The organism is Enhydrobacter sp. (genome assembly GCA_025808875.1).
In the GTDB taxonomy this organism is placed as follows: Bacteria; Pseudomonadota; Alphaproteobacteria; order Reyranellales; family Reyranellaceae; genus Reyranella.
On the sequence record CP075528.1, the window covers coordinates 473,398 to 498,722 of the forward strand.

The window sequence follows — 25,325 nt, forward strand, 5'->3', positions numbered from 1 at the left end:
CGCATGAACGTGCCTTCAGGCCTTGCTCAGGCTGTTCCACAAATACCAACAGGCCACGGTGCGGTAGGGGCGCCAGCGCTCGGCGGCTCGCCGCAGCGTCTCGGGCGAGGGCAGGCTGCGCTTGCGGAAAGTCGCTGCGAAGGCCTTGCGCAGGCTGTAGTCGCCGAGCGGCAGCACATCGGGGCGTCCCAGGTTGAACATCAGGAACATTTCGGCGCTCCAGCGTCCGATGCCGTGCACCGCCGTCAGCCGGTCGATGATCTCCTCGTCGTCCAGCCTGCGGGCCGCGGCGAGGCTCGGGATTTCACCCGACGCGGCGCGCCGGGCGAGATCGCGCAGGGACTTGAGTTTGGGGCGGGAGATCCCGCAGCTGCGGATGCTGGCGTCGCTGAGGGCGAGCAGCCGTTCCGCCGACATGCCGCGGGCGCCACGCGGGAAGTGGCCGCACAGCCGTCCAAAGATCGTGGCCGCTGCCTTGTTGGAGAGCTGCTGGTACACGATGGCCTCGGCAAGGGCGACGAACACGCTCCGTCGGGCCTTGAGCTCCATCGCGAACGGTCCGGAAGCTGCGATGAGTGTGGCCAGGGCAGGATCGGCCGCATTGAGATGCGCTACCGCCACCGCCGGTTCGAAGCCGAACTCAGCCATTGTGCGGCGCTCGGCCGACGAACAATGGGCCGGCACTCAGGGCAGCAGCGGCCTCGATTTCCAGGATACGTCGCTTGGTGACTACGCCGCCGGCGGCCGAGAAGCCGCCCATCTTGCCGTCGGCGCCAAGCACCCGGTGGCACGGCACGATGATGGCAACGGGATTTCGGCCGAGCGCCTGACCGACTTCGCGCGCTTCGTGCGGCACGCCGAGGCGCCTTGCGATCTCGCCGTAGGTGATTGTCTGGCCGGCCGGAACGCTGCGTGCCACGTCATAGACCTCGCGGTGGAAGTCGGGCACCGACGAAAGGTCGAGTTCGATGTCGCCCAGGTCGATCCGCTCGCCGCGCAGGAGAGCCACGACACGGTCGATCGCCCGCTGGATGTCGGGCGCCGGCATCGACTCTCGCGCTCCGGGCCAGCGCTTGAGGGCCCGGCGACGGGTGCTTGCGGGCGTGGACTCGGGCAACTGCAGGCCGGCGATGCGCTGCCCGGTCCAGCGAACGGCGCAAGCGCCGATTGGCGTGTCGAAGAGGGCAAAGAAATGCAGGGTCATGGCGCGATGGTCCATATAACCTGTAATGTGGTCAAGTGGGTTCGATCTGACCTGTCACAAAAGCAGCATCGAGCCTTGATACCTTGGGTGCGTCGCATCGTTCCGGGGGCCCTGGATTGGCCAGTCCGCAGGCACAGGTCCGTCTCCGTCTGAAGGAATCCGTTCGCCGCAGCCGGATGCTGTCCCCTGAGGGGTTGCTCGAGTGGCTTTTCGAGAGGCTTTTCCGCGGCCTGGTCTACGCGCAGATCTGGAAAGACCCGGCGGTCGATCTCGACGCTCTCGCGCTGACGCCAAATTGCCGAGTGATCGCCATCGCCTCGGGCGGCTGCAATGTCCTGTCCTACCTGACGGCTGCTCCGGGCCGAATCACGGCGCTCGACCTCAGTCCGGCGCACGTCGCACTCAATCGGCTGAAACTGGCAGCGGCGAGCCGACTGCCGTCCTGGGAGGCGTTCCATCGCTTTTTCGGCGCGGCCGACTCCGATGCCAACGTCGTCGCCTACGATCGGCTGATCGCGCCGCATCTCGATCGGGCCAGCCGTCGCTATTGGGAAGGCCGCAGCCTGTTCCAGCTTGGTCGTCGGCGTATCTCGATCTTTGCCAGATGCGCCCATCGGCATGGGGTGTTGGGCCGCTTCATTGGCCTCGGGCACCTCGCCGCCCGGTTGCACGGCGTCGATCCGCGACTTCTGTTGAGCGCGCAGACTCTCGAAGAGCAACGCCGCTTCTTCGAGGTGATGTTGGCTCCCTTGTTCGACAAGCCGTCGATACGTTGGGTGACTTCCAGCCGGCTTTCACTGTACGGATTGGGTATTCCGCCCGCGCAATATGACGAGCTCGCGCAGGGGCGCGACATGCACCGCGTACTGCGCGCACGCGTGGAGCGCCTCGCCTGTGGCTTCAGTCTCGAGCAGAACTACTTCGCCTGGCAGGCCTTCGGCAGAGGCTACCCGAGCGGCCCCCGCGGACCCCTGCCTCCCTATCTTCGTCCCGAGCACTTCGACACCATCCGTTCCAGGGTCGACAGGGTCGAGGTCCTCAATCGCTCCTTCACGGAGTATCTCGCATCCTGCCCCGATTCGTCGTGCGATCGGTATGTTCTCCTCGATGCTCAGGACTGGATGACCGACGATCAGCTCGACGCCCTGTGGAGGGAGATCGGTCGCACGGCGCGACCTGAGGCGCGGGTGATCTTCCGCACTGCCGCCGAACCGTCGCTGCTGCCCGGCCGACTGGCGCCGGATTTGCTGTCGCGCTGGCACTATGAGGCGGAGTTGTCAGCAGCGCTGTCGGCGCGTGACCGTTCGGCCATTTATGGCGGCTTCCACCTCTACGTATTGAAGTCGTGAACATCGCCGGCCCTGCAACGACGATGGACCGGCTTTATCGTTTTCAGCGTCACATCTACGATCCGACCCGCAAATACTATCTCCTGGGGCGCGACCGATTGATCGAGGGCCTCGCCCCGCCGCCTGGCGGGGCGGTGCTGGAGATCGGCTGCGGCACGGCCCGCAACCTGCTGTGGGCCGCCCGTCTCTATCCCGAGGCCGTCTGTTACGGCATCGACGTCTCGCGTGAGATGCTCGTGACTGCCAGTCGGCGAGTCGAGCGATCGGGTCTCGCCCGACGCGTCGAACTGGCGTGGGCGGACGCCACGACATTCGATCCGGGCGCGACATTCGGGCGTTCGGACTTTTCTCGGATTTTCTTCTCCTACAGCCTCTCCATGATCCCGGACTAGACAGTAGCGCTGGAACGAGCGAGTGCCTTGCTGTCGCCAGAAGGCGAGTTGCACATCGTCGATTTCGGTCGCCTGGAGCGACTGCCGGTTTCGCTCCGGAGAAACCTGCGGAACTGGCTCGGTTTGTTCGGTGTCGTGCCGAGAGACGGACTGGAAGCTCGCCTTTCAGCACTTGCAGTTCGGTTCGTCGTCGACCATCCGTTCCGGGGCTACGCCCAGCTGGCAGTCTGCCGTCGCCATTGAGCAAGGCAGGCCTGCCGCAGGGGCATTGGCAATGCAGGCGACCGGTGCTACCGGTCGCCGACGGCCGTGACCCGGGAGCTCCAACGATGACCGAAGCCTATATCTGCGATGCCATCCGTACGCCCGTCGGGCGCTACAATGGCGGCCTCGCCGCGGTTCGTGTCGACGATTTGGCCGCGCATCCGATCAAGGCGCTGATGCAGCGGAACGGTTCCGTCGACTGGGGCTCCGTCGACGACGTCATCTATGGTTGCGTCAACCAGGCCGGAGAGGACAATCGCAACGTCGCGCGGATGGCGGGCCTGCTCGCCGGCCTGCCCGTGGAGGTGGCCGGTGCCACCGTCAATCGCCTGTGCGGTTCCGGCCTCGAGGCTGCGGGCCACGCGGCGCGCGCCGTCAAGCTCGGCGAGGCCGACATGATGATCGCCGGCGGCGTCGAGGGCATGACCCGGTCTCCCTATGTCATGGGCAAACCGGAAGGGCCGTTCGATCGAGGCATGAAGCTCGAAGACACCGTGCTGGGCTGGCGGTTCGTCAATCCCAAGATGAAGGCGGCCTACGGGATCGATCCGATGGGCCAAACGGCCGAGAACGTCGCCACCGAACACCAGATCAGTCGGACCGATCAGGATCACTTCGCCTACCGCAGCCAGCGCCGCTGCAAGGCCGCGCAGGATCGCGGGTTCTTCGACAAGGAGATCGTCAAGGTCTGCGTCAAGAAGGGCAAGGCGGAGATCGTCGTCGACAAGGACGAGCATCCGCGCGGCGACACCACGATGGAGATCCTGTCCAAGCTGCCGGCGGCCTTTCGCGACGGCGGCTCGGTCACCGCCGGCAACTCATCGGGCATCAACGACGGCGCCTGCGCCATGATCATCGCGTCCGAGGCGGCAGCCAGAGCCAACGGCCTGACGCCGCGCGCGCGCATTCTCGGTGCCGTGTCGGCTGGCGTGCCGCCGCGCGTCATGGGCATCGGGCCGGTTCCGGCGACGCAGAAGCTTCTCGCCAAGCTCGGCCTGTCGATCGGGGACTTCGACGTCGTCGAGCTCAACGAGGCGTTCGCCGCGCAGGCCCTCGCCGTGCTGCGTCAGCTCGGTCTGCCCGACGACGCCGAGCAGGTGAACCCGAACGGCGGCGCCATCGCCCTCGGCCACCCGCTCGGTGCGTCGGGTGGCCGCCTGATGATCACGGCCCTCAACCAGCTCGAGGCCACTGGCGGCAAGCGCGCGCTCTGCACCATGTGCATCGGCGTCGGCCAGGGCATCGCGCTCGCGCTGGAGCGGGTTTAGCCGCACGGCATAGCCGCGGCTTCGCTCTACCCAGGGCTGCCAGTCGTTGACTTGGGATCGACGGACTGCGGAGCGGTTAGAAGCTGGTGTTGCAGAATCATGATCTGCCGCGAGATGTCTGCATTGGTGTCGTGGAGACGTCTGGCGGCGTCGGGCCCCTTGGTGATGTCGTTCGGATCACCTTTCAGCTTTTCTATTTGCGCTACATTGTCGGCCTGCATTTTTCGTAGCAAGTTGATGCGTTGCTCAATTCCGGCGGCGGTATCGCTGAACCTGACCGTCGTATCCGTGAGCGAAGCCAGCGCCCAAGTGAACGAGCAATAGTGATTGTAGCGCTCTACGTCACCGACCGCGGCTTCGGCGGTATACTCGCTGAGGCCGACGATTTCGCGCGGCTTGGTGATGTCCGTTGGCTGTTTCATCCGTTTCGCCGTGATTTCTTTGAGTTTCTCCGGGCGCGTGTCGTTGATCTTCCTTACTACCGCGGGCGCGACGAACTTTTGGTAGATGTCGGCGTTGAAGTGGGACCTCGTCCCGGACGCTATTGCACCCAGTGCAGCCAGTATGTTCGTGGCAGGCGCAACCACGATGGCCGCTGTTGCCGAGAGTCCTGTCGTCACCGTGTTCAACGCCAGGTTTGTGCCGGCCTGAGTTGAGACGATGCCGGCTTGGTGCTGTTCGCATTTCTTTTCGGACAGTGCGAGCAGGTGATCTTGAAGCCTGTCTCGAAGCACTGGATCGCGAGTTCGTTGAATCTTGGCGAGCGTTGCCTCAGGACATGTGCCGTTGCTGGCACGGTCGGCCGGTATGCAGTCGCGCCACAGGACGAAGGGACCATCATCCGGAATATTCGCCGGTCGGCCGCTCGCATCCTGAGTGACGACCGCATCGGTCGTATACTGATCTTCGAGCCAGGCACACGCGCCCAAGTTGATTGGTGCGATCATGACAAGACACACCGACAGGCGCTGCAAGGCAGCGCCGATTCGCATCTGATGCATATTTCCCCTCCGTGGCGGACGCCCCCCGGCGCCGGTCTATGCCACGGTGTCCACGCTCACGGGTTGAATATGCAGAGTCAATGTGCATTCCCGCTAGGCTGACGCACTCAAATTGATTCCGGCCTTGCGCATTTCACTCAGCATGCGATTTCGGCTGCCATCGAGATCGATGGCGGCGGTGGCTTCCAGCACGACCGCAACGTCGAAGCCCGCCTGCCGGGCATCGATCGCCGACCAGGCGACGCAGTAGTCGAGGGCCAGACCACACAACGTGAGGCGCGTGAAGCCGCGTGCCTTGAGGTAGCCGTCGAGGCCGGTGCGGGTCATGCGGTCGTTCTCGCGGAACGCCGAATAGGAATCGATCCCCGGATGGAACCCCTTGCGCACGATGGCCTGCGCCTTGCCGACGTCGAGATCGGGATGAAACTCGGCGCCCTTGGTCTGCTGCACGCAGTGATCGGGCCACAGGGTCTGCGGGCCGTAGGAAAACCGGGCAGTGCTGAAAGGCGTGGCGTCCTGCCAGGCGCTGGCGAAGGAGGCGTGGCTCGGCGGATGCCAGTCCTGCGTCAGGACGACATGGTCGTGGCGGCCGATCAGACGATTGACAAGGGGCACGATGGCGTTCGCTCCCGGAACGGCGAGCGCGCCGCCCTCGCAGAAGTCGTTCTGCATGTCGACCACGATCAAGGCCTCGTTCGGCATCCTGATCTGCTCCTTCATGGTTGGGGGATGTCACCTTGCTCTTGTTCTCTCTCGAATGCGGCGATCCAGTGACCGAGTGCGCCGGCCTCGATGGCGCCGCGCAAACCGCGCATGATGTCCTGATAGTAGTGAAGATTGTGCCACGTCAGCAGCATCGGCCCGAGCATTTCCTCGCTGCGGATCAGATGATGCAGATAGGCGCGGCTGTGATGGCGGCACGCCGGACAGGCGCACGCCTCGTCGATGGGGCGCGGGTCGTCGCGATGCCGCGCATTGCGCAGGTTGAGCTCTCCGCGCCGGGTAAAGGCCTGCGCCGTTCGGCCGGCACGCGTCGGCATCACGCAGTCGAACATGTCGACGCCGTATCGCACGGCACCCACGATGTCACGCGGCCGCCCGACCCCCATCAGGTAGCGCGGCTTGTCGGCAGGCAGCGCCGGTACCGTCGTGTCCAGCATTCGGAACATCGTGGCCTGCCCTTCGCCGACGGCGAGGCCACCGATGGCGTAGCCATCGAAGCCGATGGCGAGCAGCGCTTCGACACTTTCCAGCCGCAGGTCGGGGTAGACGCTGCCCTGGACGATGCCGAAGAGACCGTAGCCCGCCCGCTCGACGAACGCCCGCCTGCCCTCGAGCGCCCATTTCATGGAAAGCCGCATCGAGACGGCGGCCTGCTTCTCCTCGACCGGCCAGCTCGTGCACTCGTCGAAAGACATGGTGATGTCGGCGTCGAGCAGCCGCTGGATCTCGATGGCGCGCGCCGGCGTCAGGCGATGTTCGGTGCCGTCGACCGGCGAGCGGAACGTCACGCCGTCCGGGTCGACTTTCCGCAGCCCGGCCAGCGACATCACCTGGAAGCCGCCAGAGTCGGTGAGGATCGGTCCGGGCCAGTTCATGAACTTGTGCAGTCCGCCCAACGACGCCACGCGCTCGGCGCCGGGGCGCAGCATGAGATGAAATGTGTTGCCGAGCACGATCTGGGCGCCGGTCTCGGCGATCGACTGCGGCAGCATGGCCTTCACGGTTCCGGCGGTGCCGACGGGCATGAAGGCGGGCGTGTCGACCATGCCGTGCGCAGTCGTCAACCTGCCTCTGCGCGCCGCGCCGTCCCTGCCGAGTATCGCAAACGACGGACTCATCGTCGCAACAAACAACAATCGCCGTAGGAATAGAAGCGGTAACTGCGCGAGATGGCGTGCCGGTAGGCCGACTTCATGCGGTCCAGCCCCGCGAAGGCGGCAACCAGCATGAACAGCGTCGATCGCGGCAGATGGAAGTTGGTCAGCAGGAGGTCGACGACGCGAAATTCGAAGCCCGGTGCGATGAAGATGTCGGTTTCGCCGCTCCAGGCCCTCATCGGCCCTGGTTGATCCCGCCCCAGAGTCTCCAGCAAGCGAAGCGACGTCGTGCCGATGGAAACGATCCTGCCGCCGATGGCGCGAGTCGTGCCGATCGCCGCCGCGGTTTCGGCGGGAACCTCGCCCCATTCGGCGTGCATGCGGTGTTGCTCCGTGTCTTCCACGCGCACCGGCTGGAAGGTTCCGGCGCCGACGTGCAGCGTCACGCCGGCAGTCCCGATGCCGGCACGGGCCAGCGCCTCCATCAACGATGGCGTGAAATGCAGCCCCGCCGTCGGCGCGGCGACGGAGCCGTCGTTGCGGGCGAATAACGTCTGATAGTCCGCCCGGTCTCGCCCATCGGCGACGCCGCCGCGAATATAGGGCGGCAGCGGCACGTTTCCCGCCGCCTCGATTGCGTGCTGAAGGTCGGCGCCGGCGCGGTCGAAGGTCAGCTCGATCGTGCCATTGCCGAGCTTGGCCGTGAGCTGCGCAACGAGGCCGCCGAAGGTGAGCCTGTCGCCCGCGCGCAGGCGCTTGCCGGGCCGGGCGAAGGCACGCCAGCGGTCCGCTGCGAGCTGGCGCACCAGCAGGGCCTCGACCTTGCCGCCGCCGCCCCGTGTCCCGAGAAGGCGCGCCGGGATCACCCGGGTGTCGTTGAAGACCAGCAGATCGCCGCGCTCGAGGATCCGCGGAAGGTCGCGGACCGCCCGGTCATGGAAGCCGTCAGGTGTCACGTCGAGCAGGTGCGCCGAATCGCGCGGCGACGCGGGTCTCTGGGCGATCAGTTCGTCCGGCAGGTCGAAGTCGAAGAGATCGACGCGCATCCGCCCGTCAGGTCTGGCCGATGTCCATGACCTCGGCGTCCGAATCGTCGGCGGGCGGCTCGGTGGCCGGATCGACCAGCGCGACGAAGCGGTGGACGCCGCCGACATCGACACGCTTCACGCGCGCGCGAGTCTCGAGGCAGTGCAGATGCGCCAGCGTCTCGCCGAACGCGAACACGACCTGGTTGTTGTCGAGATGGCGCGGGAAGAGGACGGGCACCATGTCCCAGCCGGTCGCGCCCTCGCCGCCACGCCGCGAGATGGCGGCGGTCATGTCGTTGAGGCGCGCATCGTGGTGGGCGACCAGCTGGTCGAGCCGCGTATGCAGTCCGATGAAGGGGAAGCCGTGGCTCGGCAGAACGAGCGCGTCGGCTGGCAACCGGCGGAATCGCGAGAAGCCGTCGAGGAACCAGGTCAGCGCATCGGCCTGCGGTTCGTTCGGCCAGACGCCGACATTGGTGCTGATCTTCGGCAGCACCTGGTCACCGGCGATCAGCACGTTGAGCTCGGGGCACCACAGCGAGGCGTGCTCGGGTGCGTGACCGCGGCCGACGATGACGTCCCAGCGATGGCCGCCCAGCGTGATCGGATGGGCGTGGATCAGCCGCTGGAACGACGGCGGCAGCGGCACGACGCCCTTGGCGTAGCCACCCTTGTGCCTGTGGAACAACGCGATCTTGTCGGCCGGCACGCCGTTGCGCGCCAGATGACGGCCGCGCACGGCCTCGTTCTCGATGAAGTCGTTGCGCGCGGCGATGGCGCTCATGTATTCGCCGAGCGTCATCCAGAGCTGGGCACCCCATCGTTCGCACAACCAGCCTGCCAGTCCGACGTGATCGGGATGGAGGTGAGTGGCGATGACGCGCTTCACCGGCTTGCCGGCGAGCTTGTCGGCGAAGATCTTGTCCCAGAGATCGCGCGTCGGCTGCGAGTTGATGCCGGTGTCGACGATCGTCCAGCCGTCCTTCTCCTCGATCAGCCACAGATTGATGTGGTTGAGCTGGAAGGGCAGCGGCATGCGCAGCCACCAGATGCCGGGCGCGACGTTCTTGATCTCGCCGGGCTCGGGCACGTCGCCGCAGGGAAAGCGCAGTTGCGCCAGCAGGCGCTGCGACAGGTCGGGTGAATCGGGCATGTCTGAACCTAAAGCTTAATACCGTTCGCGCGATCCAACCGATTACCTTGCCCTGCGTCTGTCGCATAGCCCGGGCTGCATGTCCGCATCTGGCGCATGGCGAAAGCCGCCGCAGAAACCGCAGAAACCTCTCGCGGAGACCGGATAGGGCCGATGCGAGACTTTCTCGAGGGGTAGCGCACTGGCGGAAAGTGCGGACGGGGGTGGCGAGTTGCTCGCGTGGTCGGCGCTTGGTCGCAAGACATGGTCGGCTCCGGTGGGATCCGCGGCCACCATACCGCCCGTACGGTCCGTCGTCAAATAAATCCGTTCTTATGTACAAATGGACCGTCGGCTCGTCACTCCCGCTCGACCGCCCGCCACGCGATATCGCGCCGACAGTATCCCTCCGGCCAGTCGATCAGATCGACGGCACGATAGGCCCGGGCGCGAGCCTCCTTGACCGTCGGCGCCATTGCCGTAACGTTGAGCACGCGCCCGCCGTTGGCCAACACGCGCCTGCCGTCGGCTCTGGTTCCGGCGTGAAAAATCTGCACGCCCTCGACCTCGGTGGCCGCGTCGAGGCCGCGGATCTCGCTGCCCTTCGGATAGGAATCGGGATAGCCTCTTGTCGCCATGATGACGGTGAGCGCGGCCTGGTCCGACCAGCGCAGGTCGAGATGCTTCAGGCCGCCGTCGGCGCAGGCGATGAGGGCCGGCAGAAGGTCGGACTTGAGTCGCATCATCATCGGCTGGGTTTCGGGATCGCCGAAGCGGCAATTGTACTCGACCAGCCGAGGCCGACCCTCGTCGACCATCAGGCCGGCATAGAGCACCCCCTTGAACGGTGCGCCCATCGCCTTCATGCCGCGCACGGTGGGCAGGATGATTTCGTCCATCGTGCGCTTCTGCAGCGTCGCATCGAAGATCGGCACCGGCGTGTAGGCGCCCATGCCACCGGTGTTGGGACCCTTGTCGCCGTCGAAGGCGCGCTTGTGGTCCTGGGCGGCGATCAGCGGCAGGACGTCTTCGCCATCGCACAGCGCGAAGAAGCTCACTTCCTCTCCCTGCATGAATTCCTCGATCACCACCGACGAGCCCGCGGCGCCGAAGCGGTTGCCCGACAGCATGTCGCGCACGGCAGTGATGGCCTGGTCGACCGTCTCGGCGACGATCACGCCCTTGCCCGCGGCGAGGCCGTCGGCCTTGACCACGATCGGCGCGCCCCGAGCCTCGATGCAGGCTTCGGCCTTCGCCAGATCGGTGAAGTGTTCGTGGGCAGCGGTCGGGACGCCGTACTTGCGGCAAAGCTCCTTGGTGAAGCTCTTGGAGCCTTCGAGCCGGGCGGCCTTCCGGGAGGGACCGAACACCTTGATGCCAGCGGCTGCAAAGCCGTCGGCCATGCCGGCGACCAGCGGCGCATCGGGGCCGATCACGACGAAGTCGATCCTTTCGCGCCGCGCCAGGGCGACTTGGCCTGGGATGTCCTCGGCGCCGACATCGAAGCACTCGGCAATCCGTGCGATGCCGGCATTGCCCGGAGCGCAGAACAGCTTCGTGCACAGAGGCGAGGCCGAAATCGCCCAACACAGCGCATGTTCGCGGCCCCCGCCGCCTACCACCAGGATTCGCATGGCGAGGCTTTGACCATAGTTCCCGCTCACCGCACAAGCCGCTAGGGTGGCCGGAACGATGGATAACCCCGAAACCGCCAACGCCCCCAGCAACGTCCCGGAATTCTCGGTGTCCGAGCTGAGCTTTGCGCTCAAGCGCCAGCTCGAGGGCGCGTTTCCGCGCGTGCGCGTGCGTGGCGAGATCAGCCAGCCGTCGTTTCCGCGCTCCGGACACTGCTATTTCCGCTTGAAGGACGAGAATGCCGTGCTCGACGGCGTCTGCTGGAAAGGCACGCTGCCGCGCCTCGGCATCAAGATCGAGGAGGGCATGGAGGTGATCGCCACCGGCAAGATCACCACCTACCCGGGTTCGTCGCGCTACCAGATCATCATCGACCGGCTGGAACTCGCGGGCGAGGGCGCGCTGCTGAAGCTCCTGGAGGATCGGCGCAGGAAGCTGGCGGCCGAGGGCTTGTTCGATGCCGACCGCAAGCGCGAGCTGCCGTTCCTGCCGGAGGTGGTGGGCGTCGTCACGTCGCCGACCGGTGCGGTGGTCCGCGACATCCTCCACCGGCTCGCCGACCGCTTCCCGCGCCGCGTGCTGGTGTGGCCCGTGGCCGTGCAGGGCGAAAAGGCGGCGGGCGAGGTGGCGGCGGCGATCGCGGGCTTCAACCGCCTGTCCGAAGGGGGCTCGGTGCCGCGTCCCGACGTGCTCATCGTGGCGCGCGGCGGGGGCAGCCTGGAGGATCTCTGGGCGTTCAACGAGGAGGTCGTGGTGCGGGCCGCCGCGGCCTCGACGATCCCGCTGATCTCCGCGGTCGGCCACGAGACCGACACCACCCTGATCGACTTCGCCGCCGACCGTCGCGCGCCGACGCCGACGGCGGCAGCCGAGATGGCGGTGCCGGTGCGCGTCGACCTGCTCGCCGAGGTGCTCGACTTCGGCAAGCGCATCATGTCGTGCATGAACCGCTCGCTGCGCGAGGCCGGCACCGAGCTCGCCGGCCTGGCGCGCGGCCTCGGCGATCCTCGTCGCCTGATCGAGGAATACCAGCAGCGCCTCGATGTCGCCGACGAGCGGCTTCGCAGCGGCCCGCGTCGCGTCATCGAGGTGAAGCAGCAGCTGCTTGCTGGAGAGGCGCGTGCGTTGCGCTCGGCGGCCGAACGCTACAGGAGCGACACACGCCAGAAGATCGAACGGACGGGCGATCGGCTCGAGCAGTATGTCGAGCGTCTTCGGCGCTGCGGACGCGAGCTGGTCGAGCGCAACGGTGTCCGCATCGACCAGCTCGGCAAGCTGCTCGAGAGCTATTCCTTTCATTCGGTGCTGAACCGCGGCTTCGCGCTGGTGCGCGACCAGGACGACAGGCCACTGCTCGCCGCGGCCGGCGCGCAACCCGGCAACACGATCAGCATCGAGTTCGCCGACGGCCGCGTCGGCGCACGAGTCACCGATAGCCCCCGCGCCGCGCCTCGGCCGGCCGTCTCGCGTCGCCGCGGCGACGGCGGGGGAAATCAGGGTTCGCTTCTATAGGGGGAAATACCATGACCACCGCGTCGCTGTCGGCCGAGACGACGAAGAATTTCTTGTATGCCAGCACCGCCACGGTTTCGATGCAGATGCTGAAACGCGGCTTTCGCAACTGCGCGATCAACGGCGTGCGGCCGCTCAATCCGAACGCCACGCGGCTGGTCGGCCCGGCCTACACGCTGCGCTACATTCCCGGCCGCGAGGATATCGACAAGCCGCCGACACCCAACGATCCGCCGAGCGCCCAGCGCACGGCCATCGAGGAAACCCCGGCGGGCCACGTGCTGGTGATCGGTACCGAAGGCAACACGCGCTCCGGTACCCTGGGCGACATCCTGGCGCTGCGGCTCAAGGTGCGCGGCGTGGCCGGTGTGCTGAGCGACGGCGCCATGCGCGACACGCCGGTGATCGGCAAGTTCGACTGGCCGGTCTACTGCGCCGCCGCCGCCGCGCCGCCCAGCATGGCCAACCTCCATCCCGTCGAGGTGCAGACGCCGGTCGGCATCTGCGCCGTGCCGGTCTATCCGGGCGACGTGATCGTGGCCGACGAGGACGGTGCCATCGTCGTGCCGCGGGCGCTCGCCGACGAGGTGGCGCGCGATTCCTTCGAGCAGGAGCGCCTGGAGAAGTTCGTCGCCATCCGCATCGGCCAGGGCCGGCCGATTCCCGGCACTTATCCGCCCAACGACGAGACCAAGGAGGCCTATCAGGCGTGGGTGAAGGCGGGTGAACCGGCGAGCGGCTAGGACGCCGCGTTTGGCACGACGCGTCGCTTGAGCGGCCGCCAGGCGGCGCGCGGGATGGGCTGCAACGTGTCGAGGAACTGCTGGGCGCAGCCGCCCCAGGTGAACGATTCGGCGTGGCGCCGGCAGTCGTCGGGTGAGCAGGTTACCGCCTGGAGACAAGCCACGCGCAGATCCTCGTGCAGTGCGCCGACCTTCGGCGTGGTGACGACGTCGAACGGGCCGGGCACCGGATAGCCCGCCACCGGCACGCCCGAGGCCAGCGCCTCGACCATCACCAGGCCGAACGTGTCGGTGCGGCTTGGAAAGACGAAGCAATCGGCCTGGCTGTAGCGCAGCGCAAGTTCCTCGGTGTCGACCGAGCCGAAGAAGCGCGCGTCCTTGTAGCGGCGCTTCAATTCCCTGTACTGCGGACCGCCGCCGACCACCCACTTGCTGCCCGGCAGGTCGAGATCGAGGAAGGCCTTGATGTTCTTCTCGATCGCCAGCCGCCCGGCATAGAGCCAGATCGGGCGCAGATCGCCGACGTCGCCGCGCGGCCGTGGGCGGAAGGCCGCGATGTCGACGCCGCGCGACCATGGCACGAGGTTCTTGAAGCCACGCTGGGCGAGCTCATCGCGAATCGACTGAGCGACGACCAGCACGGCGGATGAAGGAGCGTGAAATCGGCGTACGAGCGCATAGCTCCACGACATCGGGATGAGGACGCGGGCGCGGACGTATTCGGGGAAACGCGTGTGATAGGCGGTGGTGAAAGGAATGTCGCGCTTGAGGCAGAAGGCGCGCGCCGCCCAGCCGAGCGGCCCCTCGGTCACCAGATGGATCGCATCGGGGGCGAACAGCTTCAGCATGTGATCGAGCCGCGCGCGCGGAAACAGCGACAGGCGGATCTCGGGATAGGTCGGGCAGGGCAGCGTCCGGAAGCGGTCGGGCCCGAACACTTCGATGTCGTGGCCGGCGGCCTGCAGGAGACGCACGACGGTTTCGATGGTACGCACGACGCCGTTGATCTGCGGTCGCCAGGCGTCGGAGACGATGGCGATGCGCAACCGCCGCTACTCCGCCGCCACCGGCACCGGAGCGCGCGGCACCGGCACGTAGCGCGGCAGCAGGGAGAGCTGACCGGAGCGCTCCTCGGCCCAGCGCACGATGCGCATACGCCCCTGGAAGTCCTCGACCAGCGCCGTGCAGCTCTCGACCCAGTCGCCGTCGTTGCAGTAGAGCACGCCCTCGATGGTACGGATCTCGGCGTGATGGATGTGGCCGCAGACCACCCCGTCGACGCCGCGTCGACGCGCCTCGGTCGCGACGGCGCGTTCATAGTTGGAGATGAACTGAACGGCGTTCTTGACCCGGTGCTTGAGATAGGCCGAGAGCGACCAGTAGGGCAGGCCGAGCTGCCGGCGCGCCCAGTTGAACAGCGTGTTGAGTCGGAGGACCGCGTTGTAGGCCCAGTCGCCGAGGATCGCGAGCCAGCGTGCGTAGCGCACGATGCCGTCGAACTGGTCGCCGTGGATCACCAGCAGGCGGCGGCCGTCCGGCGTGACGTGGATCGTCTCTTCCTCGACACGCACGTCGCCGAAGGTGAGCTGGCAGTATTGCCGTGCCGCTTCGTCGTGGTTGCCGGGAATGTAGGTGACCTGTGTGCCCTTGCGCGCCTTGCGCAGGATTTTCTGCACCACGTCGTTGTGGGCCTGTGGCCAGTACCACCAGCGTTTCAGGCGCCAGCCGTCGACGATGTCGCCGACCAGATAGAGCTGCTCGCACTCGTTCTTCTTGAGGAAGTCGAGCAACAGCTCGGCCTGGCAGCCGCGCGTTCCGAGATGGATATCGGAGATGAAGATCGCGCGGTGGCGTGCGGGCTGGGGACGTTCGATCACGGTCATGTGGACAACTACGGGACCGCCACAAAATCTGTCGGGTGCGATTGCATCCGACGCAGCCAATTGTGTATGTGGGCCGTTGCGCGCCGGTGAATCGGTTGTGACGGTTCGATGACATTCGCGATGCCCAAGGCGGTCCTGATGATCCGCAATCCGACCGCCGGCCGCTGCCGTCGGGGATTGGTCGACGACGTGGTGCGGCGGCTGCGTGCCGAGGGCTGGACGGTCGATCTCGTCGACACCGAAGCGCGCGGCGATGCCGCGCGGCTGGCGGCGGCCTGCGATGCCTCACGCTATGGCGTGCTGGCGGTCGCCGGTGGCGACGGCACCATCAACGAAGCCGTCAACGGCCTGGCATCCCGGACGGCTCGCGGACCGTCGCTCGCCATCGTGCCGCTCGGCACTGCCAACGTCCTGGCCCATGAGCTGGGGCTGAGCCCTTCGGCGCGGACGATCGTGCGCGCCATCGTGGCGGGCGAGGCGATCGACGTCGCGCCGGGCCTGGCCCGCGACATCGAGACATCGCGTTGCTTCACGCTGATGGCGGGCGTCGGCTTCGATGCCAAGGTGGTGGCCGGCGTCGGTGCCCGACTGAAGCGGAGACTGGGCCGCGGCGCCTATGTCTGGCGCTCACTGGTCGAGATGTTGCGCTATCGGCCGATCCGCTATTCGGTCGAGGTGGACGGCGTGGCCAGCGAGGCGGCGTCGGCCATTGTCACGCGCAGCCGACACTACGCCGGCCCCTACGTGGTCGCGCGCGGGGCTTCTCTGGGCGAGCCGATGCTCCATGTCTGTCTGTTCGAGCGCTGGGGCCGGCTGCAGGTGCTGCGTTTCGGCGCGGCGTTGCTCACCGGCCGGCTGCAGCACATGGCAGGCTATCGCGTCGTGACCGGCCGCCGTGTCGAGATTCGCGCCATCGTCGAGCCCGGACGAGAACCGGTCCAGATCGACGGCGACGATGCGCTCGGCCTGCCGCTTTCGATCGGCCTGGCGCCGGCAACGGTGCGGTTGCTGCATCCCCGGCCGGGCGACGACACCGGGGGGCAGCCCTCGAAACCGTCGCCTATCGCACGGCCTGCTGCAGGCGGCGGATGACGTCCTGGGTGGGATGGCCGTCGGCCGGCAGACCGATCTGCTTTTGAAAGAGCCGCAGGCCCGAGCGGGTCTTCGGGCCGAGCAGCCCGTCGACCTCGTCGGAATAGAAGCCGAGGCGAGCCAGGCGCGTCTGCATGTCGATGACGGTGTCGCGCGCGATCGGTTCGTCGTCGGACGGCGGTGCCTGCATGACGGCCGGGCCGCCGGCGATCTGCCGTGCCAGGACGCCCACCGCGAGCGCGTAGAGCGTGGAGCGGTTCCAGTTCATCACCGCCTTGAAGTTGGGATAGATGATGAACGCCGGGCCGCGCCATCCCGCCGGCAGGATGATCGAGGAAGGCGTGTCGACCGCCGGCAGCGGGCGCCCGCCCGACAGCCTGACGCCCATCGCCGCCCAGGTGCGCACTGGCTTCTCGACCGAGGCGTCGGCCTCGTCGAGCGGAAAATTTTGCGGCAACGTGACTTCGTCGCTCGAAGGCAGGCCCGGCTTGAAGCCGATGCCGCGCAGGAAGTTGGCGGCCGACGCCATGGCATCAGGCACGCTGTTCCAGATGTCGACCTTGCCATTGCCGTCGCGGTCGACCGCCCACTTGGTGAAGGTCGAGGGCATGAACTGCATGTTGCCCATCGCGCCCGCCCACGAGCCGCGCATCTGCTGACTCGTCATGTGGTTCATCGCGAGGATGCGCAGCGCCTGCACGGTTTCGTTGGCGAAAAAGGCGGCACGCCGCGTCATGCAGGCGAGCGTCGCCACCGAGCGGACGACCTGGAAGTCGCCCATGAACGAGCCGTAGTTGGTTTCGAGTCCCCAGAAGGCCATGAGATACTGCGGCGGCACGCCGTACTCGCGCTCGAGCTGGTCGAGCAGGCCGCGATGCTGCGCCATCTTCTGCTGGCCGCGGGCGATACGCTCCGGCGTCACCGAGTTGCCGATGTAGCGGGCATAGGTGAGCGAGAATTCCGGCTGCCGCGAATCGAGATCGACCACCTTTTGGTCGGGCGTCAGTCCCTGGAAGGCGCGGTCGGCCACTGCCGACGGCACGCCCTGGCGGATGGCGTCGGTCCTGATGCTTTGCAGGCAATCGCGGAATTCACTCTGGGCGAATGAAGGCGTTGCGAGTAGGGCCGTCGTTGCGGCGATCAGCTTCAATCGAAGGAGGGAGGGCATGGCGCCAGTCTATCACGCGCTGGCGATGGTCATGCCCTCGATTCTCACGGTCGGCGCATTGGTCGAGCTCCTGAACTGAAGATCGCTCGCCGGGGTGAGGTTCAGGAACATGTCCCGGAGGTTGCCGGCGACGGTGATGCCGCTCACCGGCCAGGCGCGCTTGCCGTTCTCGATCCAGAAGCCCGAGGCGCCGCGGCTGTAGTCGCCGGTGACGGCGTTGACGCCGAAGCCGATCAGGTCGGTGATGTAGAGTCCGCTCTTGATGTCGGCGATCAGGTCGTCGACTGAGACCTTGCCCTTCTCGAGATAGAAGTTCGAGGTCGACGGCGCGGGTGGTCCGGAGGTGCCGCGCGTTGCATGGCCGGTCGGCTCGAGCTTGAGCTGGCGGGCGGCGGCAAGGTCGAGCAACCACGTCGTCAGCACGCCGTCGTCGATCACGGCAAAACGCCTGGTGGCCAAGCCCTCGGCGTCGAACGGCCGGCTGCCGAGGCCGCGCTTGCGGCGCGGATTGTCGACGATGCGGATTCCCGCGGCGAAGATCCGTTCGCCCATCCTGTCCTTGAGAAACGAGGTGCCGCGCGCCACCGCCCGGCCGTTGATGGCGCCGGCGAGGTGCCCGATCAGGCTGCCGGCGACACGACGGTCGTAGACCACCGGCAGTCGTGCGCTGACGGCCTTGCGCGGGTTGAGCCGCTCCACGGCGAAGCGGCCGGCATTGCGGCCGACCCTGGCGGCCGGCATCAGGTCGTCGAAATGCACGGCGCTCGACCATTCGTAGTCGCGCTCCATGCCGGTGCCCTCGCCGGCCAGCACGGCGCAGGACAGCGAATAGCCGCTCCGCTTGTAGCTACCCGAGAAGCCATTGCTGGCGGCGAGCCTGATCGACGTGCGCCCCCAACTCGCCTCGGCGCCCTCGGAGTTGGTGACTCCCTTGACGGCGCGGGCCGTGTCCTCGGCCTCTTCCGCCAACGCCATCAGGGCCTTGGCCGACGGGCGACGTCGGTCGTCGAGATCGAGGTCGGGCCAGTCGTCGACGACCAACTCCTCCGGAGCGATGCCGCACACCGGGTCCTCCGGCACCGCGCGCGCCATGTCGACGGCGCGCCCGGCCAACGCCCTGAGCGCTTTGGGGTCGAAGTCGGTCGACGAGACGAAGGCTTGCCGTTTGCCGACGAAGACGCGCAGGCCGAGATCGCGGCCTTCGCTGCTCTCGAGCTTCTCGCGCCTGCCGAGCCGTTGTCCGACGGAAATCGCCTCGCCGTTGACATAGAGCGCGTCGGCCGCGTCCGCGCCGGCGGCCGTCGCCCACTTCATCAGGTCGGCGAGCAGGTTCGCGTCGGGTGCGCTCCTGCCCGCGGGCTTGCTCCGCTGCCCGCCCTTTGTCCTGGTCGTCGACTTCCCGCGTGTGGCCATGCGCACCTTCTACGCGGTCTGGCCAGCCTTCGTCGAGCGGTTGGCCGCGCAGGTCACTGCCTTGAGCGACGCCGCGACGATATTGGTGTCCATGCCGACGCCCCACAGCACGCGCCCATCGCCGGTCTCCGCCTCGATGAAGCTCACCGCCTGGGCGTCGGAACCGGCCCCGGTGGCGTGCTGATGGTAGTCGCGCACCCTGATCTGGATGCCGCAGCCCCTGGCGAGGGCGTCGACATATCCCGCGATCGGGCCGTTGCCGCGACCGCTCACCTTCTGCTTCTTGCCCCGGAAGGTGACCTCGGCATCGATCAGGCGCACGTCGGGATGGCCGGGCTCCGGCACCGTGGTGTGGCTGACGAAGTCGACCGGCGCGCGATTGTCGAGATACTCCTTGCGGAAGGTGTCCCAGATCAGCGACGGCAGGATTTCCTTGCCCGTTTCGTCGGCGATCTGCTGGATGATCCTGGAGAACTCGACCTGCAGGAGCCGCGGCATGTCGATGCCGTAGTCGGTCTTCAGGATGTAGGCGACGCCGCCCTTGCCCGATTGGCTGTTGATCCTGATGATCGCCTCGTAGGTGCGCCCGAGATCGGCCGGATCGATCGGCAGGTAGGGCACCTCCCAGATCTTGCTGTTGGAACTCTGCAGCGCCTTGAAGCCCTTGTTGATGGCGTCCTGATGCGACCCCGAGAAGGCGGTGAACACCAGATCGCCGCCGTAGGGATGGCGGGGGTGGACGGGCAGCTGGTTGCAGTACTCCACGGTCTGGCGGATTTCGTTGATATTGGAGTAGTCGATCTCGGGATCGACGCCCTGAGTGAACATGTTGAGGCCCAAGGTCACCAGGTCGACGTTGCCGGTGCGCTCGCCGTTGCCGAACAGGCAGCCTTCGATGCGCTCGGCACCCGCCATGTAGCCGAGCTCGGCGGCGGCCACGCCGGTGCCACGGTCGTTGTGAGGATGCAGGCTGAGAATGATGGAATCGCGATACTTGAAGTTGCGATGGCACCATTCGATCTGGTCGGCGTAGATGTTGGCCGACGACATCTCGACCGTGGCCGGCAGATTGACGATCATCTTCTTCTGCGGCGTCGGACGGTAGACGTCGCCGACTGCGGCACAGATGTCGCGCGCGAACTCGAGTTCCGTGCCCGTGAAGCTTTCGGGCGAGTACTCGTAGACCCATTCGGTCCTGCTATCGGCGTCCGCCAGCTGCTTGACGAGCTTGGCGCCGGACACGGCGATGTCGATGATGCCGCCATAGTCCATGCCGAACACGACGCGGCGCTGCAGGGTCGAGGTCGAGTTGTAGAGGTGGACGATGGCGCGCCTGGCGCCGCGGCAGGCCTCGAAGGTGCGCTCGATCAACTCGGGCCGGCTTTGCGTCAGAACCTGGATGGTGACGTCGTCCGGGATCATCCGCCTCTCGATGAGTTCGCGCACGAAGTCGAAATCGGTCTCGGACGCCGCGGGGAAGCCGACCTCGATCTCCTTGAAGCCCATCGTGCAGAGCAGCTTGAACATCCGGGTCTTGCGGTCGGAGTCCATGGGCTCGATCAGCGCCTGGTTGCCGTCGCGCAGATCGACCGCGCACCAGATCGGCGGCTTGGTGATGACGGCATTGGGCCATCGTCGATCCTTCAGGTCGATCGGCTTGAACGGCACGTATTTCCCGGTGGCGGCGGGCATCATGGGTTTCTGGGCTGACATCGAAAGGCTCCTCGCGCCGCGCACGGCCGGAATGGCTCTAAGCGAACACTGCGATGGACTGGAAAGATGGCGGCGACTGGTGGTGGTGAACGAGACGGCAACGACGAGCGATCCGCAGGGCCCCGGCGAAACGGGGCGGCGGATCAGCCAATAAGTCGAAGCGTCGTCAGTCGCAGCATGTCGGACGCGACATTCCCCGATTTGCCGTCCGCCGTCAACCCGCCGCGTAGGCCGCCGGAGCCGCCGGTTCGGCTGCCTTCCTGAGCAGGAAGCTGCGATAGACCATGCCGCCATTCGCCAGCAGGGCCGGAATTCGCGTGCCGTCGACGCCGGTGAAGAGGTCGGCCAAGGGTGCGAGCCGGCTGCCCAGCAGACGGCGGCCACCGAGGCGGCGGCGGGCGCTGTCGCGACGCAAGGCCTCGACGACATTGGCCGTGATGTCGCGCTCGACGATCCGCTCGAGGCCGCTGCGCTCGATCGTGGCCTGCCAGTCGTCGACTTCGCCGATCAGGCGCAGGTCGGCGTAGTGCAGGTGGCCGCCCGGTCGCAGCACGCGCTTCACTTCGGCGAGAAAGCGGTCGAGCGAGGGGTAGCAGAAGGAAGATTCAACGTTGATGACGGAATCGAAACTCGCATCGGCGAACGGAAGAGTCTCGGCGTCGCCGACGCGAAAGTGTAAGTTGTCGACCTCATGTTGCCTGTTGCAGAACGCCACCGCCTTGCCGCTGATGTCTATGCCCACCATGCGCCGCGGCCTGGCGTAGCGCGCGACATACGACGCACCGCCACCGCGCCCGCTGCCGACTTCGAGCACCTCGCGGCCGGCGATCGGCGCCAGTCCGGACACGTGGCGATAGAGTGCGATCGGATAGCGCTCGACCTCGTCGCGTGGTTGCAGCGCGAAAGGTGCGTCGTCCCCGGCGGGGTCGGCAAAGCCGTAGTTCATCAGCGTCCACCAGTGGGCGTCGCCGGTCCGCGCCGCCACCAGGTCGAAAAAGCCGCGCCAGAAGGCGCGCCGCAGCGCGGGCGTGCGGTTGACCAGCCACAGGAAAGTCTCGGCGATCATCGAAGGCGTGCCTCCCCTCGGCGGGCGGTTAACCAGATGATCGGCATTCCGGCAAGCGCGGCGACGAGATGACGGGGGAAGCAAGGGGGGCATCGATGCTGTGCCCGACCTGCAGAACCGAGACCAAGCCCGGAGGCCGCTTCTGCACGGCCTGCGGCGCCCAACTCGTGCTGCAGTGTGGTAGTTGCGGGTTCGCCAACACGCCGGATGACCGGTTCTGCGCCGGCTGCGGCAGCGCCCTCGTGGTACATCCGTTGTCGGTGCGCCCGCAACACGTCATGCGCACAGCCGCCGTGCAGCGCCGCCTCGGTGACGGCGAGCGCAAGCGTGTGACCGTGCTGTTCGCCGATCTCAAGGGTTCGACGGCGGCGATCCAGGGCCTCGATCCGGAGACGGCCCTGACCCGGCTGGAGCCCGCGGTGCAGATCATGGTGCGGCTGGTCCATCGTTATGAGGGCGTGGTGTGCCGTCGCATGGGCGACGGCATCCTGGCGCTGTTCGGTGCGCCTGTCGCGCACGAGGATCACGCCGTTCGGGCCTGCTTCGCTGCACTCGGCATGCAACGCGAGCTGCGCGACGCGGGTTTGGGCGAGACGGTGCGCGTCGGCCTGAATTCGGGCGACGTGCTGTATCGAACGGTCACGTCCGACATCGGCCTCGAGGTCGATGTCGTGGGGCCAGTCGTCCACCTCGCCGCCCGCATGGAGCAGATGGCGCCGCCGGGTTCGGTCTATCTGACCGGCGAGACACAGGCCCTGACACAGGGCCTCGTCGAGACTCGCAACCTCGGCCGGCGCGAGACCAGGAGCACCGAGCTGCCGGTAGAGACCTACGAGGCGATCGGCGCCTCGCTCTATCGCTCCCGCTGGCAGGCCGCGGCGACGCGCGATCGCGCGCCGTTCGTCGATCGCGAGACCGAGCGTGCGACGCTGGATGCGGCCCTGGCCGCGCTCGAGCGCGGGCGCGGCGGATTGATCGGCATCTGCGGCGAGGCCGGGCTCGGCAAGTCGCGCCTCGTCTACAGCGCCCTGGCCGAGCGCAAGCTCGGCGCGTCGCGGCGCACCACCTTCGCCGGCACCACGGCGATGGGGCGCAACATCCCCTACCATGCGCTGGCATCGGCGCTGCGCACGATGTTTGCGACCATCGACGGCGACGATCCTCGTGCGGTGCCCGACCAGGTCGCTGCGATCCTCGGCGAGCTCGATCCGTCCCTGAGAATCGACGCGCCGTTTTTCGCCTCGCTGCTGTCTCTGGCGGCAGCGACGCCGCAATGGCTCGCCATGGACCCGCGCCGCAAGCAGGTGGCGGCACGCGACGCCTGCCTGCGGCTGACGCGTGTCATGACCGCCCGCGCGCCGCGCGTGCTGGCGTTCGAGGATCTGCACTGGATCGATCGCGAGAGCGAGGAGGTCCTGCGGGCGATCGCGGCGCTCACGCGGGAGGTCCCGCTGCTGGTCGTCCTGACCTATCGCGCCGACTACGACGATTCCTGGCTGGCTTCGCTCGGCGGCGCACGGCTGCGCATGGCGCCGCTCTCCGACGACGACGTACGCCGCGCGCTACGCGCCTGGTTCGTCGAAGGCGCCGAAACGGAGCGGCTGATCGAGCGGTTGACGGCGCGTGTCGGCGGCAATCCCCTGTTCGTCGAGGAGTGCGTGCGCTCGATGGCGCAGCACGGAGTCCTCACAGGACTGGTCGAGCAGGAGACAGGTCCGCGGCGTCGTTACGCCTGCTGGGAGGCGCCGGAATCGATCAGCGTTCCGCCGTCGGTGCACGACGTCATCGCGTCGCGTATCGACCGCCGCTCGCCTGAATGCGTCGAACTGCTGCGGACCTTGTCGATGGTGGCGCGCGGAATTCCGCTGTGGCTGGCGACGGCAGTGTCGGGGCAATCGCACGCCGCGACCGAGGGCGCGTTGCGCGAGGCCGTGGCCGCCGAGATTCTGGTGCAAGAAAGCCTTTACCCCGACGTCGAGTACGTCTTCGCGCACGCCCTGGTGCGCGAGGTGGCGCACGATTCCCTGACCAGGACGCGCCGGATCGAGGCACATCGACGCATCTTCGACGCTTTGGAAAGTCATTTCGGCCAGCGTGCCGTCGAGCAGACGGAGTGGCTCGCGCTGCATGCCGAGGCCGCGGAGTTATGGGACAAGGCGGCATTGTACCAGGCAACGGCGGCGGAGCGGGCGTTGGCGCGCGGCTCCTATCACGAGGCGATCGCGGGCACGCGTGCCGCGCTGGCGTCCTACGATCGCGGCACTCGATCCAAGGAGGCGACCGAGCGGGCCATCGACGGCTTGCGTGCTCTGCGGGCGTTGCTGTTCGCGACGGGTGGCGAGGCAAGCGAAACACGCGCTGCGTTGTCTCGTGCCGAGGAACTGGCGCGGTCCATCGATGATCGAACGCGGCTTGCCTGGGTTTGGGCCGAGCAGTCCGCCCAATGCTGGGTAGAAGGCGACAACGCCGGGGCGATCGCGACGGCGCGGCGCAGTCTCGACATCGCCGAACGATCTGGCGACGTGCGGCTGCGCGCGCTGGCGATGTTTCGCCTCGGCCTTGGCCTCTATGCCATCGGCGACTATGTCGGTGCGGCGACGTCGCTCGCCTCGAGTTGCGAACTGCTCGACGGCGATCTGCGCTTCGAGCGCATCGGCACCGTGGCGACCACGTCGGTGCTGGGCGGCGGATATCTCGTTGCCACGCTCTGCGAGCTCGGTCGGTTGGACGAGGCCGCCCGCCGGCTGCAGGATCTGCTCGCGCTGTCGGCGGAAACGCGCGACCTCTACTCGATCGCCGCCGCGCAGGTCGCCCGCTCGACGCTCGCTATAGCGCGCGCCGACGTCGCGACGGCGGTACCGTTGCTCGAGGCGCTCCTGACCCAGGCGCGCGCGGGCGGCGCACTTGCCGTCTCGCTGTTCGTCCAAAGCCTGCTCGGTCGCGCCAAGTTCGTCGCCGGTGATGCCGAAGGCGCGATCGCGTTGCTCATGGGCCGGCAGGACGACACGAAACTTCAGCCGTCCGATGCACACGGCCTGACCAAGGTGTGGCTGGCCGAGGCGCTCGCGGCGGTCGGCCGGGAGGAGGAGGCGGATGGCATTCTCGATGCGATCCGGCGGGATGTCGGCCTGCGGCGCGAGGAAGGCGTGCTCGCGCACTGCTTCGCGGTGAAGGCCAAAGTGGCCCTCGTGCGAGGCCGGCGCGAGGAAGCGCAGGCGTGGTTCCGCCACGGCCTCGAGCACGCCGAGCGGTTGTCGATGCGCCCGCTAGCCGAGGCGTGTCGCGCGGCGCTTGCGGCGACCGCCGGCGAGTGAAGCGAGCGCCATCCGCTCAGCGCAGAGGGATAGTTACGTTGATGCTCGGTTGGCGGTAATAGTAGTAGCGCGGCGGCGGCCGGACATAGACCGGCTCGGGATAGACCACGACCGGTGCGGGTTTCATGTAGTAGGGGTACATCTGCATTGGCGTCACGTAGTAGACGTGGCCCGGCGGCACGAAGTGCCGCCCATGCTTCTTCTTCCAATGGCCCTCGCCGGCTTCCGCGGCGCCTGCGGCACCCAGAACCGCGACACCGGCGACGACGGCCGTCCACCAGCTGCGTCCTTTCGACGTGTTCGATCCAAGGTCCTGTCGCATCGCTCT

At 67.2% G+C, this 25,325-nt stretch carries 22 protein-coding genes; 7 read left to right on the forward strand and 15 right to left on the reverse strand.

Annotated features, from left to right (window positions below):
- Positions 1–15: 15 nt before the first annotated feature.
- Together KIT25_02285 and KIT25_02290 are read right to left on the reverse strand one after the other, a co-directional pair.
- Positions 16–648 (reverse strand): DNA-3-methyladenine glycosylase 2 family protein, encoded by a 633-nt coding sequence (locus KIT25_02285; protein ID UYN95800.1) that lies wholly within the window; start codon positions 646–648, stop codon positions 16–18.
- A complete protein-coding gene (locus tag KIT25_02290; GenBank protein UYN95801.1) occupies positions 641–1,204 on the reverse strand; it encodes a methylated-DNA--[protein]-cysteine S-methyltransferase in 564 nt (187 codons plus the stop codon). The genes KIT25_02285 and KIT25_02290 overlap by 8 nt, the downstream gene beginning before the upstream one ends.
- Positions 1,205–1,398: 194 nt before the next feature.
- Between KIT25_02290 and KIT25_02295 the strand changes: the two genes are divergently transcribed.
- The 3 genes from KIT25_02295 (at position 1,399) to pcaF (ending at position 4,477) form a co-directional block, all read left to right on the forward strand.
- A complete protein-coding gene (locus KIT25_02295; protein ID UYN95802.1) occupies positions 1,399–2,553 on the forward strand; it encodes a DUF3419 family protein in 1,155 nt (384 codons plus the stop codon).
- A complete protein-coding gene (locus KIT25_02300; protein UYN95803.1) occupies positions 2,550–2,945 on the forward strand; it encodes a class I SAM-dependent methyltransferase in 396 nt (131 codons plus the stop codon). The genes KIT25_02295 and KIT25_02300 overlap by 4 nt, the downstream gene beginning before the upstream one ends.
- Before the next feature lie 329 nt (positions 2,946–3,274).
- On the forward strand, positions 3,275–4,477 hold the full coding sequence (gene pcaF / locus KIT25_02305; GenBank protein ID UYN95804.1) for a 3-oxoadipyl-CoA thiolase: 1,203 nt from the start codon (positions 3,275–3,277) through the stop codon (positions 4,475–4,477).
- A gap of 26 nt (positions 4,478–4,503) precedes the next feature.
- Here the strand turns inward: pcaF and KIT25_02310 are convergent, their stop codons facing one another.
- The 6 genes from KIT25_02310 to purD form a co-directional block, all read right to left on the reverse strand.
- Positions 4,504–5,478, reverse strand: coding sequence for a hypothetical protein (locus KIT25_02310; protein UYN95805.1), 975 nt, complete (start codon positions 5,476–5,478; stop codon positions 4,504–4,506).
- A 93-nt stretch (positions 5,479–5,571) separates the two neighbouring features.
- Positions 5,572–6,180, reverse strand: a complete 609-nt coding sequence (gene pncA, locus KIT25_02315) for a bifunctional nicotinamidase/pyrazinamidase (protein UYN97795.1) — start codon at positions 6,178–6,180, stop codon at positions 5,572–5,574.
- Positions 6,181–6,194: 14 nt separating this feature from the next.
- Entirely contained in the window at positions 6,195–7,319 is a 1,125-nt protein-coding gene (gene tgt / locus KIT25_02320) for a tRNA guanosine(34) transglycosylase Tgt (GenBank protein ID UYN95806.1), read from the reverse strand.
- Positions 7,316–8,344: a tRNA preQ1(34) S-adenosylmethionine ribosyltransferase-isomerase QueA gene (gene queA, locus KIT25_02325; GenBank protein UYN95807.1), complete on the reverse strand. Its 1,029-nt coding sequence runs from the start codon at positions 8,342–8,344 to the stop codon at positions 7,316–7,318. Before queA ends, tgt begins: the two co-directional genes overlap by 4 nt.
- 7 nt (positions 8,345–8,351) lie before the next feature.
- Positions 8,352–9,479 carry an MBL fold metallo-hydrolase gene (locus KIT25_02330; protein ID UYN95808.1) on the reverse strand — a complete coding sequence of 376 codons (1,128 nt, stop codon included), beginning with the start codon at positions 9,477–9,479 and terminating at the stop codon, positions 8,352–8,354.
- A gap of 338 nt (positions 9,480–9,817) precedes the next feature.
- The gene (gene purD / locus KIT25_02335; protein UYN95809.1) at positions 9,818–11,092 is read right to left on the reverse strand and encodes a phosphoribosylamine--glycine ligase; all 1,275 of its coding nucleotides are present in this window, start codon (positions 11,090–11,092) and stop codon (positions 9,818–9,820) included.
- Positions 11,093–11,150: 58 nt separating this feature from the next.
- Between purD and KIT25_02340 the strand changes: the two genes are divergently transcribed.
- Positions 11,151–12,605, forward strand: a complete 1,455-nt coding sequence (locus KIT25_02340) for an exodeoxyribonuclease VII large subunit (GenBank protein ID UYN95810.1) — start codon at positions 11,151–11,153, stop codon at positions 12,603–12,605.
- 11 nt (positions 12,606–12,616) lie between these two features.
- Complete coding sequence (locus KIT25_02345; GenBank protein UYN95811.1) at positions 12,617–13,348, forward strand: ribonuclease activity regulator RraA; 732 nt, start codon at positions 12,617–12,619, stop codon at positions 13,346–13,348.
- On the opposite strand, the gene KIT25_02350 is transcribed toward KIT25_02345, so the two are convergent.
- The gene (locus KIT25_02350) at positions 13,345–14,394 is read right to left on the reverse strand and encodes a glycosyltransferase family 1 protein (protein ID UYN95812.1); all 1,050 of its coding nucleotides are present in this window, start codon (positions 14,392–14,394) and stop codon (positions 13,345–13,347) included. The genes KIT25_02345 and KIT25_02350 overlap by 4 nt on opposite strands.
- Positions 14,395–14,400: 6 nt before the next feature.
- Complete coding sequence (locus KIT25_02355) at positions 14,401–15,231, reverse strand: UDP-2,3-diacylglucosamine diphosphatase (GenBank protein UYN95813.1); 831 nt, start codon at positions 15,229–15,231, stop codon at positions 14,401–14,403.
- Positions 15,232–15,351: 120 nt separating this feature from the next.
- Here KIT25_02355 and KIT25_02360 point away from each other — a divergent pair, with 120 nt between their 5' ends.
- Entirely contained in the window at positions 15,352–16,323 is a 972-nt protein-coding gene (locus KIT25_02360) for a diacylglycerol kinase family lipid kinase (protein ID UYN95814.1), read from the forward strand.
- On the opposite strand, the gene KIT25_02365 is transcribed toward KIT25_02360, so the two are convergent.
- The 4 genes from KIT25_02365 to KIT25_02380 form a co-directional block, all read right to left on the reverse strand.
- Complete coding sequence (locus KIT25_02365; GenBank protein UYN95815.1) at positions 16,292–17,491, reverse strand: lytic murein transglycosylase; 1,200 nt, start codon at positions 17,489–17,491, stop codon at positions 16,292–16,294. The genes KIT25_02360 and KIT25_02365 overlap by 32 nt on opposite strands.
- A 12-nt stretch (positions 17,492–17,503) precedes the next feature.
- Positions 17,504–18,904 (reverse strand): TldD/PmbA family protein, encoded by a 1,401-nt coding sequence (locus KIT25_02370; GenBank protein ID UYN95816.1) that lies wholly within the window; start codon positions 18,902–18,904, stop codon positions 17,504–17,506.
- 9 nt (positions 18,905–18,913) lie between these two features.
- Positions 18,914–20,599: a 2-isopropylmalate synthase gene (gene leuA, locus KIT25_02375; protein UYN97796.1), complete on the reverse strand. Its 1,686-nt coding sequence runs from the start codon at positions 20,597–20,599 to the stop codon at positions 18,914–18,916.
- Positions 20,600–20,831: 232 nt separating this feature from the next.
- Positions 20,832–21,683: a class I SAM-dependent methyltransferase gene (locus tag KIT25_02380; protein UYN95817.1), complete on the reverse strand. Its 852-nt coding sequence runs from the start codon at positions 21,681–21,683 to the stop codon at positions 20,832–20,834.
- Positions 21,684–21,778: 95 nt separating this feature from the next.
- Here KIT25_02380 and KIT25_02385 point away from each other — a divergent pair, with 95 nt between their 5' ends.
- Entirely contained in the window at positions 21,779–24,997 is a 3,219-nt protein-coding gene (locus KIT25_02385; GenBank protein ID UYN95818.1) for an AAA family ATPase, read from the forward strand.
- 16 nt (positions 24,998–25,013) lie between these two features.
- On the opposite strand, the gene KIT25_02390 is transcribed toward KIT25_02385, so the two are convergent.
- The gene (locus KIT25_02390; protein UYN95819.1) at positions 25,014–25,319 is read right to left on the reverse strand and encodes a hypothetical protein; all 306 of its coding nucleotides are present in this window, start codon (positions 25,317–25,319) and stop codon (positions 25,014–25,016) included.
- Positions 25,320–25,325: the final 6 nt, after the last annotated feature.

What these genes read in the sequence shown, in the direction of transcription:
- KIT25_02385 (UYN95818.1), top strand. Translation starts at nt 21,779, where the DNA reads ATGCTGTGCCCGACCTGCAGAACCGAGACCAAGCCCGGAGGCCGCTTC.
- pcaF (UYN95804.1), top strand. Translation starts at nt 3,275, where the DNA reads ATGACCGAAGCCTATATCTGCGATGCCATCCGTACGCCCGTCGGGCGC.
- KIT25_02360 (UYN95814.1), top strand. Translation starts at nt 15,352, where the DNA reads ATGCCCAAGGCGGTCCTGATGATCCGCAATCCGACCGCCGGCCGCTGC.
- purD (UYN95809.1), bottom strand. Translation starts at nt 11,092, where the DNA reads ATGCGAATCCTGGTGGTAGGCGGCGGGGGCCGCGAACATGCGCTGTGT.
- KIT25_02355 (UYN95813.1), bottom strand. Translation starts at nt 15,231, where the DNA reads ATGACCGTGATCGAACGTCCCCAGCCCGCACGCCACCGCGCGATCTTC.
- queA (UYN95807.1), bottom strand. Translation starts at nt 8,344, where the DNA reads ATGCGCGTCGATCTCTTCGACTTCGACCTGCCGGACGAACTGATCGCC.
- KIT25_02365 (UYN95815.1), bottom strand. Translation starts at nt 17,491, where the DNA reads ATGCCCTCCCTCCTTCGATTGAAGCTGATCGCCGCAACGACGGCCCTA.
- KIT25_02390 (UYN95819.1), bottom strand. Translation starts at nt 25,319, where the DNA reads ATGCGACAGGACCTTGGATCGAACACGTCGAAAGGACGCAGCTGGTGG.
- tgt (UYN95806.1), bottom strand. Translation starts at nt 7,319, where the DNA reads ATGAGTCCGTCGTTTGCGATACTCGGCAGGGACGGCGCGGCGCGCAGA.
- KIT25_02380 (UYN95817.1), bottom strand. Translation starts at nt 21,683, where the DNA reads ATGATCGCCGAGACTTTCCTGTGGCTGGTCAACCGCACGCCCGCGCTG.
- KIT25_02345 (UYN95811.1), top strand. Translation starts at nt 12,617, where the DNA reads ATGACCACCGCGTCGCTGTCGGCCGAGACGACGAAGAATTTCTTGTAT.
- KIT25_02370 (UYN95816.1), bottom strand. Translation starts at nt 18,904, where the DNA reads ATGGCCACACGCGGGAAGTCGACGACCAGGACAAAGGGCGGGCAGCGG.
- KIT25_02290 (UYN95801.1), bottom strand. Translation starts at nt 1,204, where the DNA reads ATGACCCTGCATTTCTTTGCCCTCTTCGACACGCCAATCGGCGCTTGC.
- KIT25_02340 (UYN95810.1), top strand. Translation starts at nt 11,151, where the DNA reads ATGGATAACCCCGAAACCGCCAACGCCCCCAGCAACGTCCCGGAATTC.
- KIT25_02330 (UYN95808.1), bottom strand. Translation starts at nt 9,479, where the DNA reads ATGCCCGATTCACCCGACCTGTCGCAGCGCCTGCTGGCGCAACTGCGC.
- KIT25_02310 (UYN95805.1), bottom strand. Translation starts at nt 5,478, where the DNA reads ATGCATCAGATGCGAATCGGCGCTGCCTTGCAGCGCCTGTCGGTGTGT.
- pncA (UYN97795.1), bottom strand. Translation starts at nt 6,180, where the DNA reads ATGCCGAACGAGGCCTTGATCGTGGTCGACATGCAGAACGACTTCTGC.
- leuA (UYN97796.1), bottom strand. Translation starts at nt 20,599, where the DNA reads ATGATGCCCGCCGCCACCGGGAAATACGTGCCGTTCAAGCCGATCGAC.
- KIT25_02285 (UYN95800.1), bottom strand. Translation starts at nt 648, where the DNA reads ATGGCTGAGTTCGGCTTCGAACCGGCGGTGGCGGTAGCGCATCTCAAT.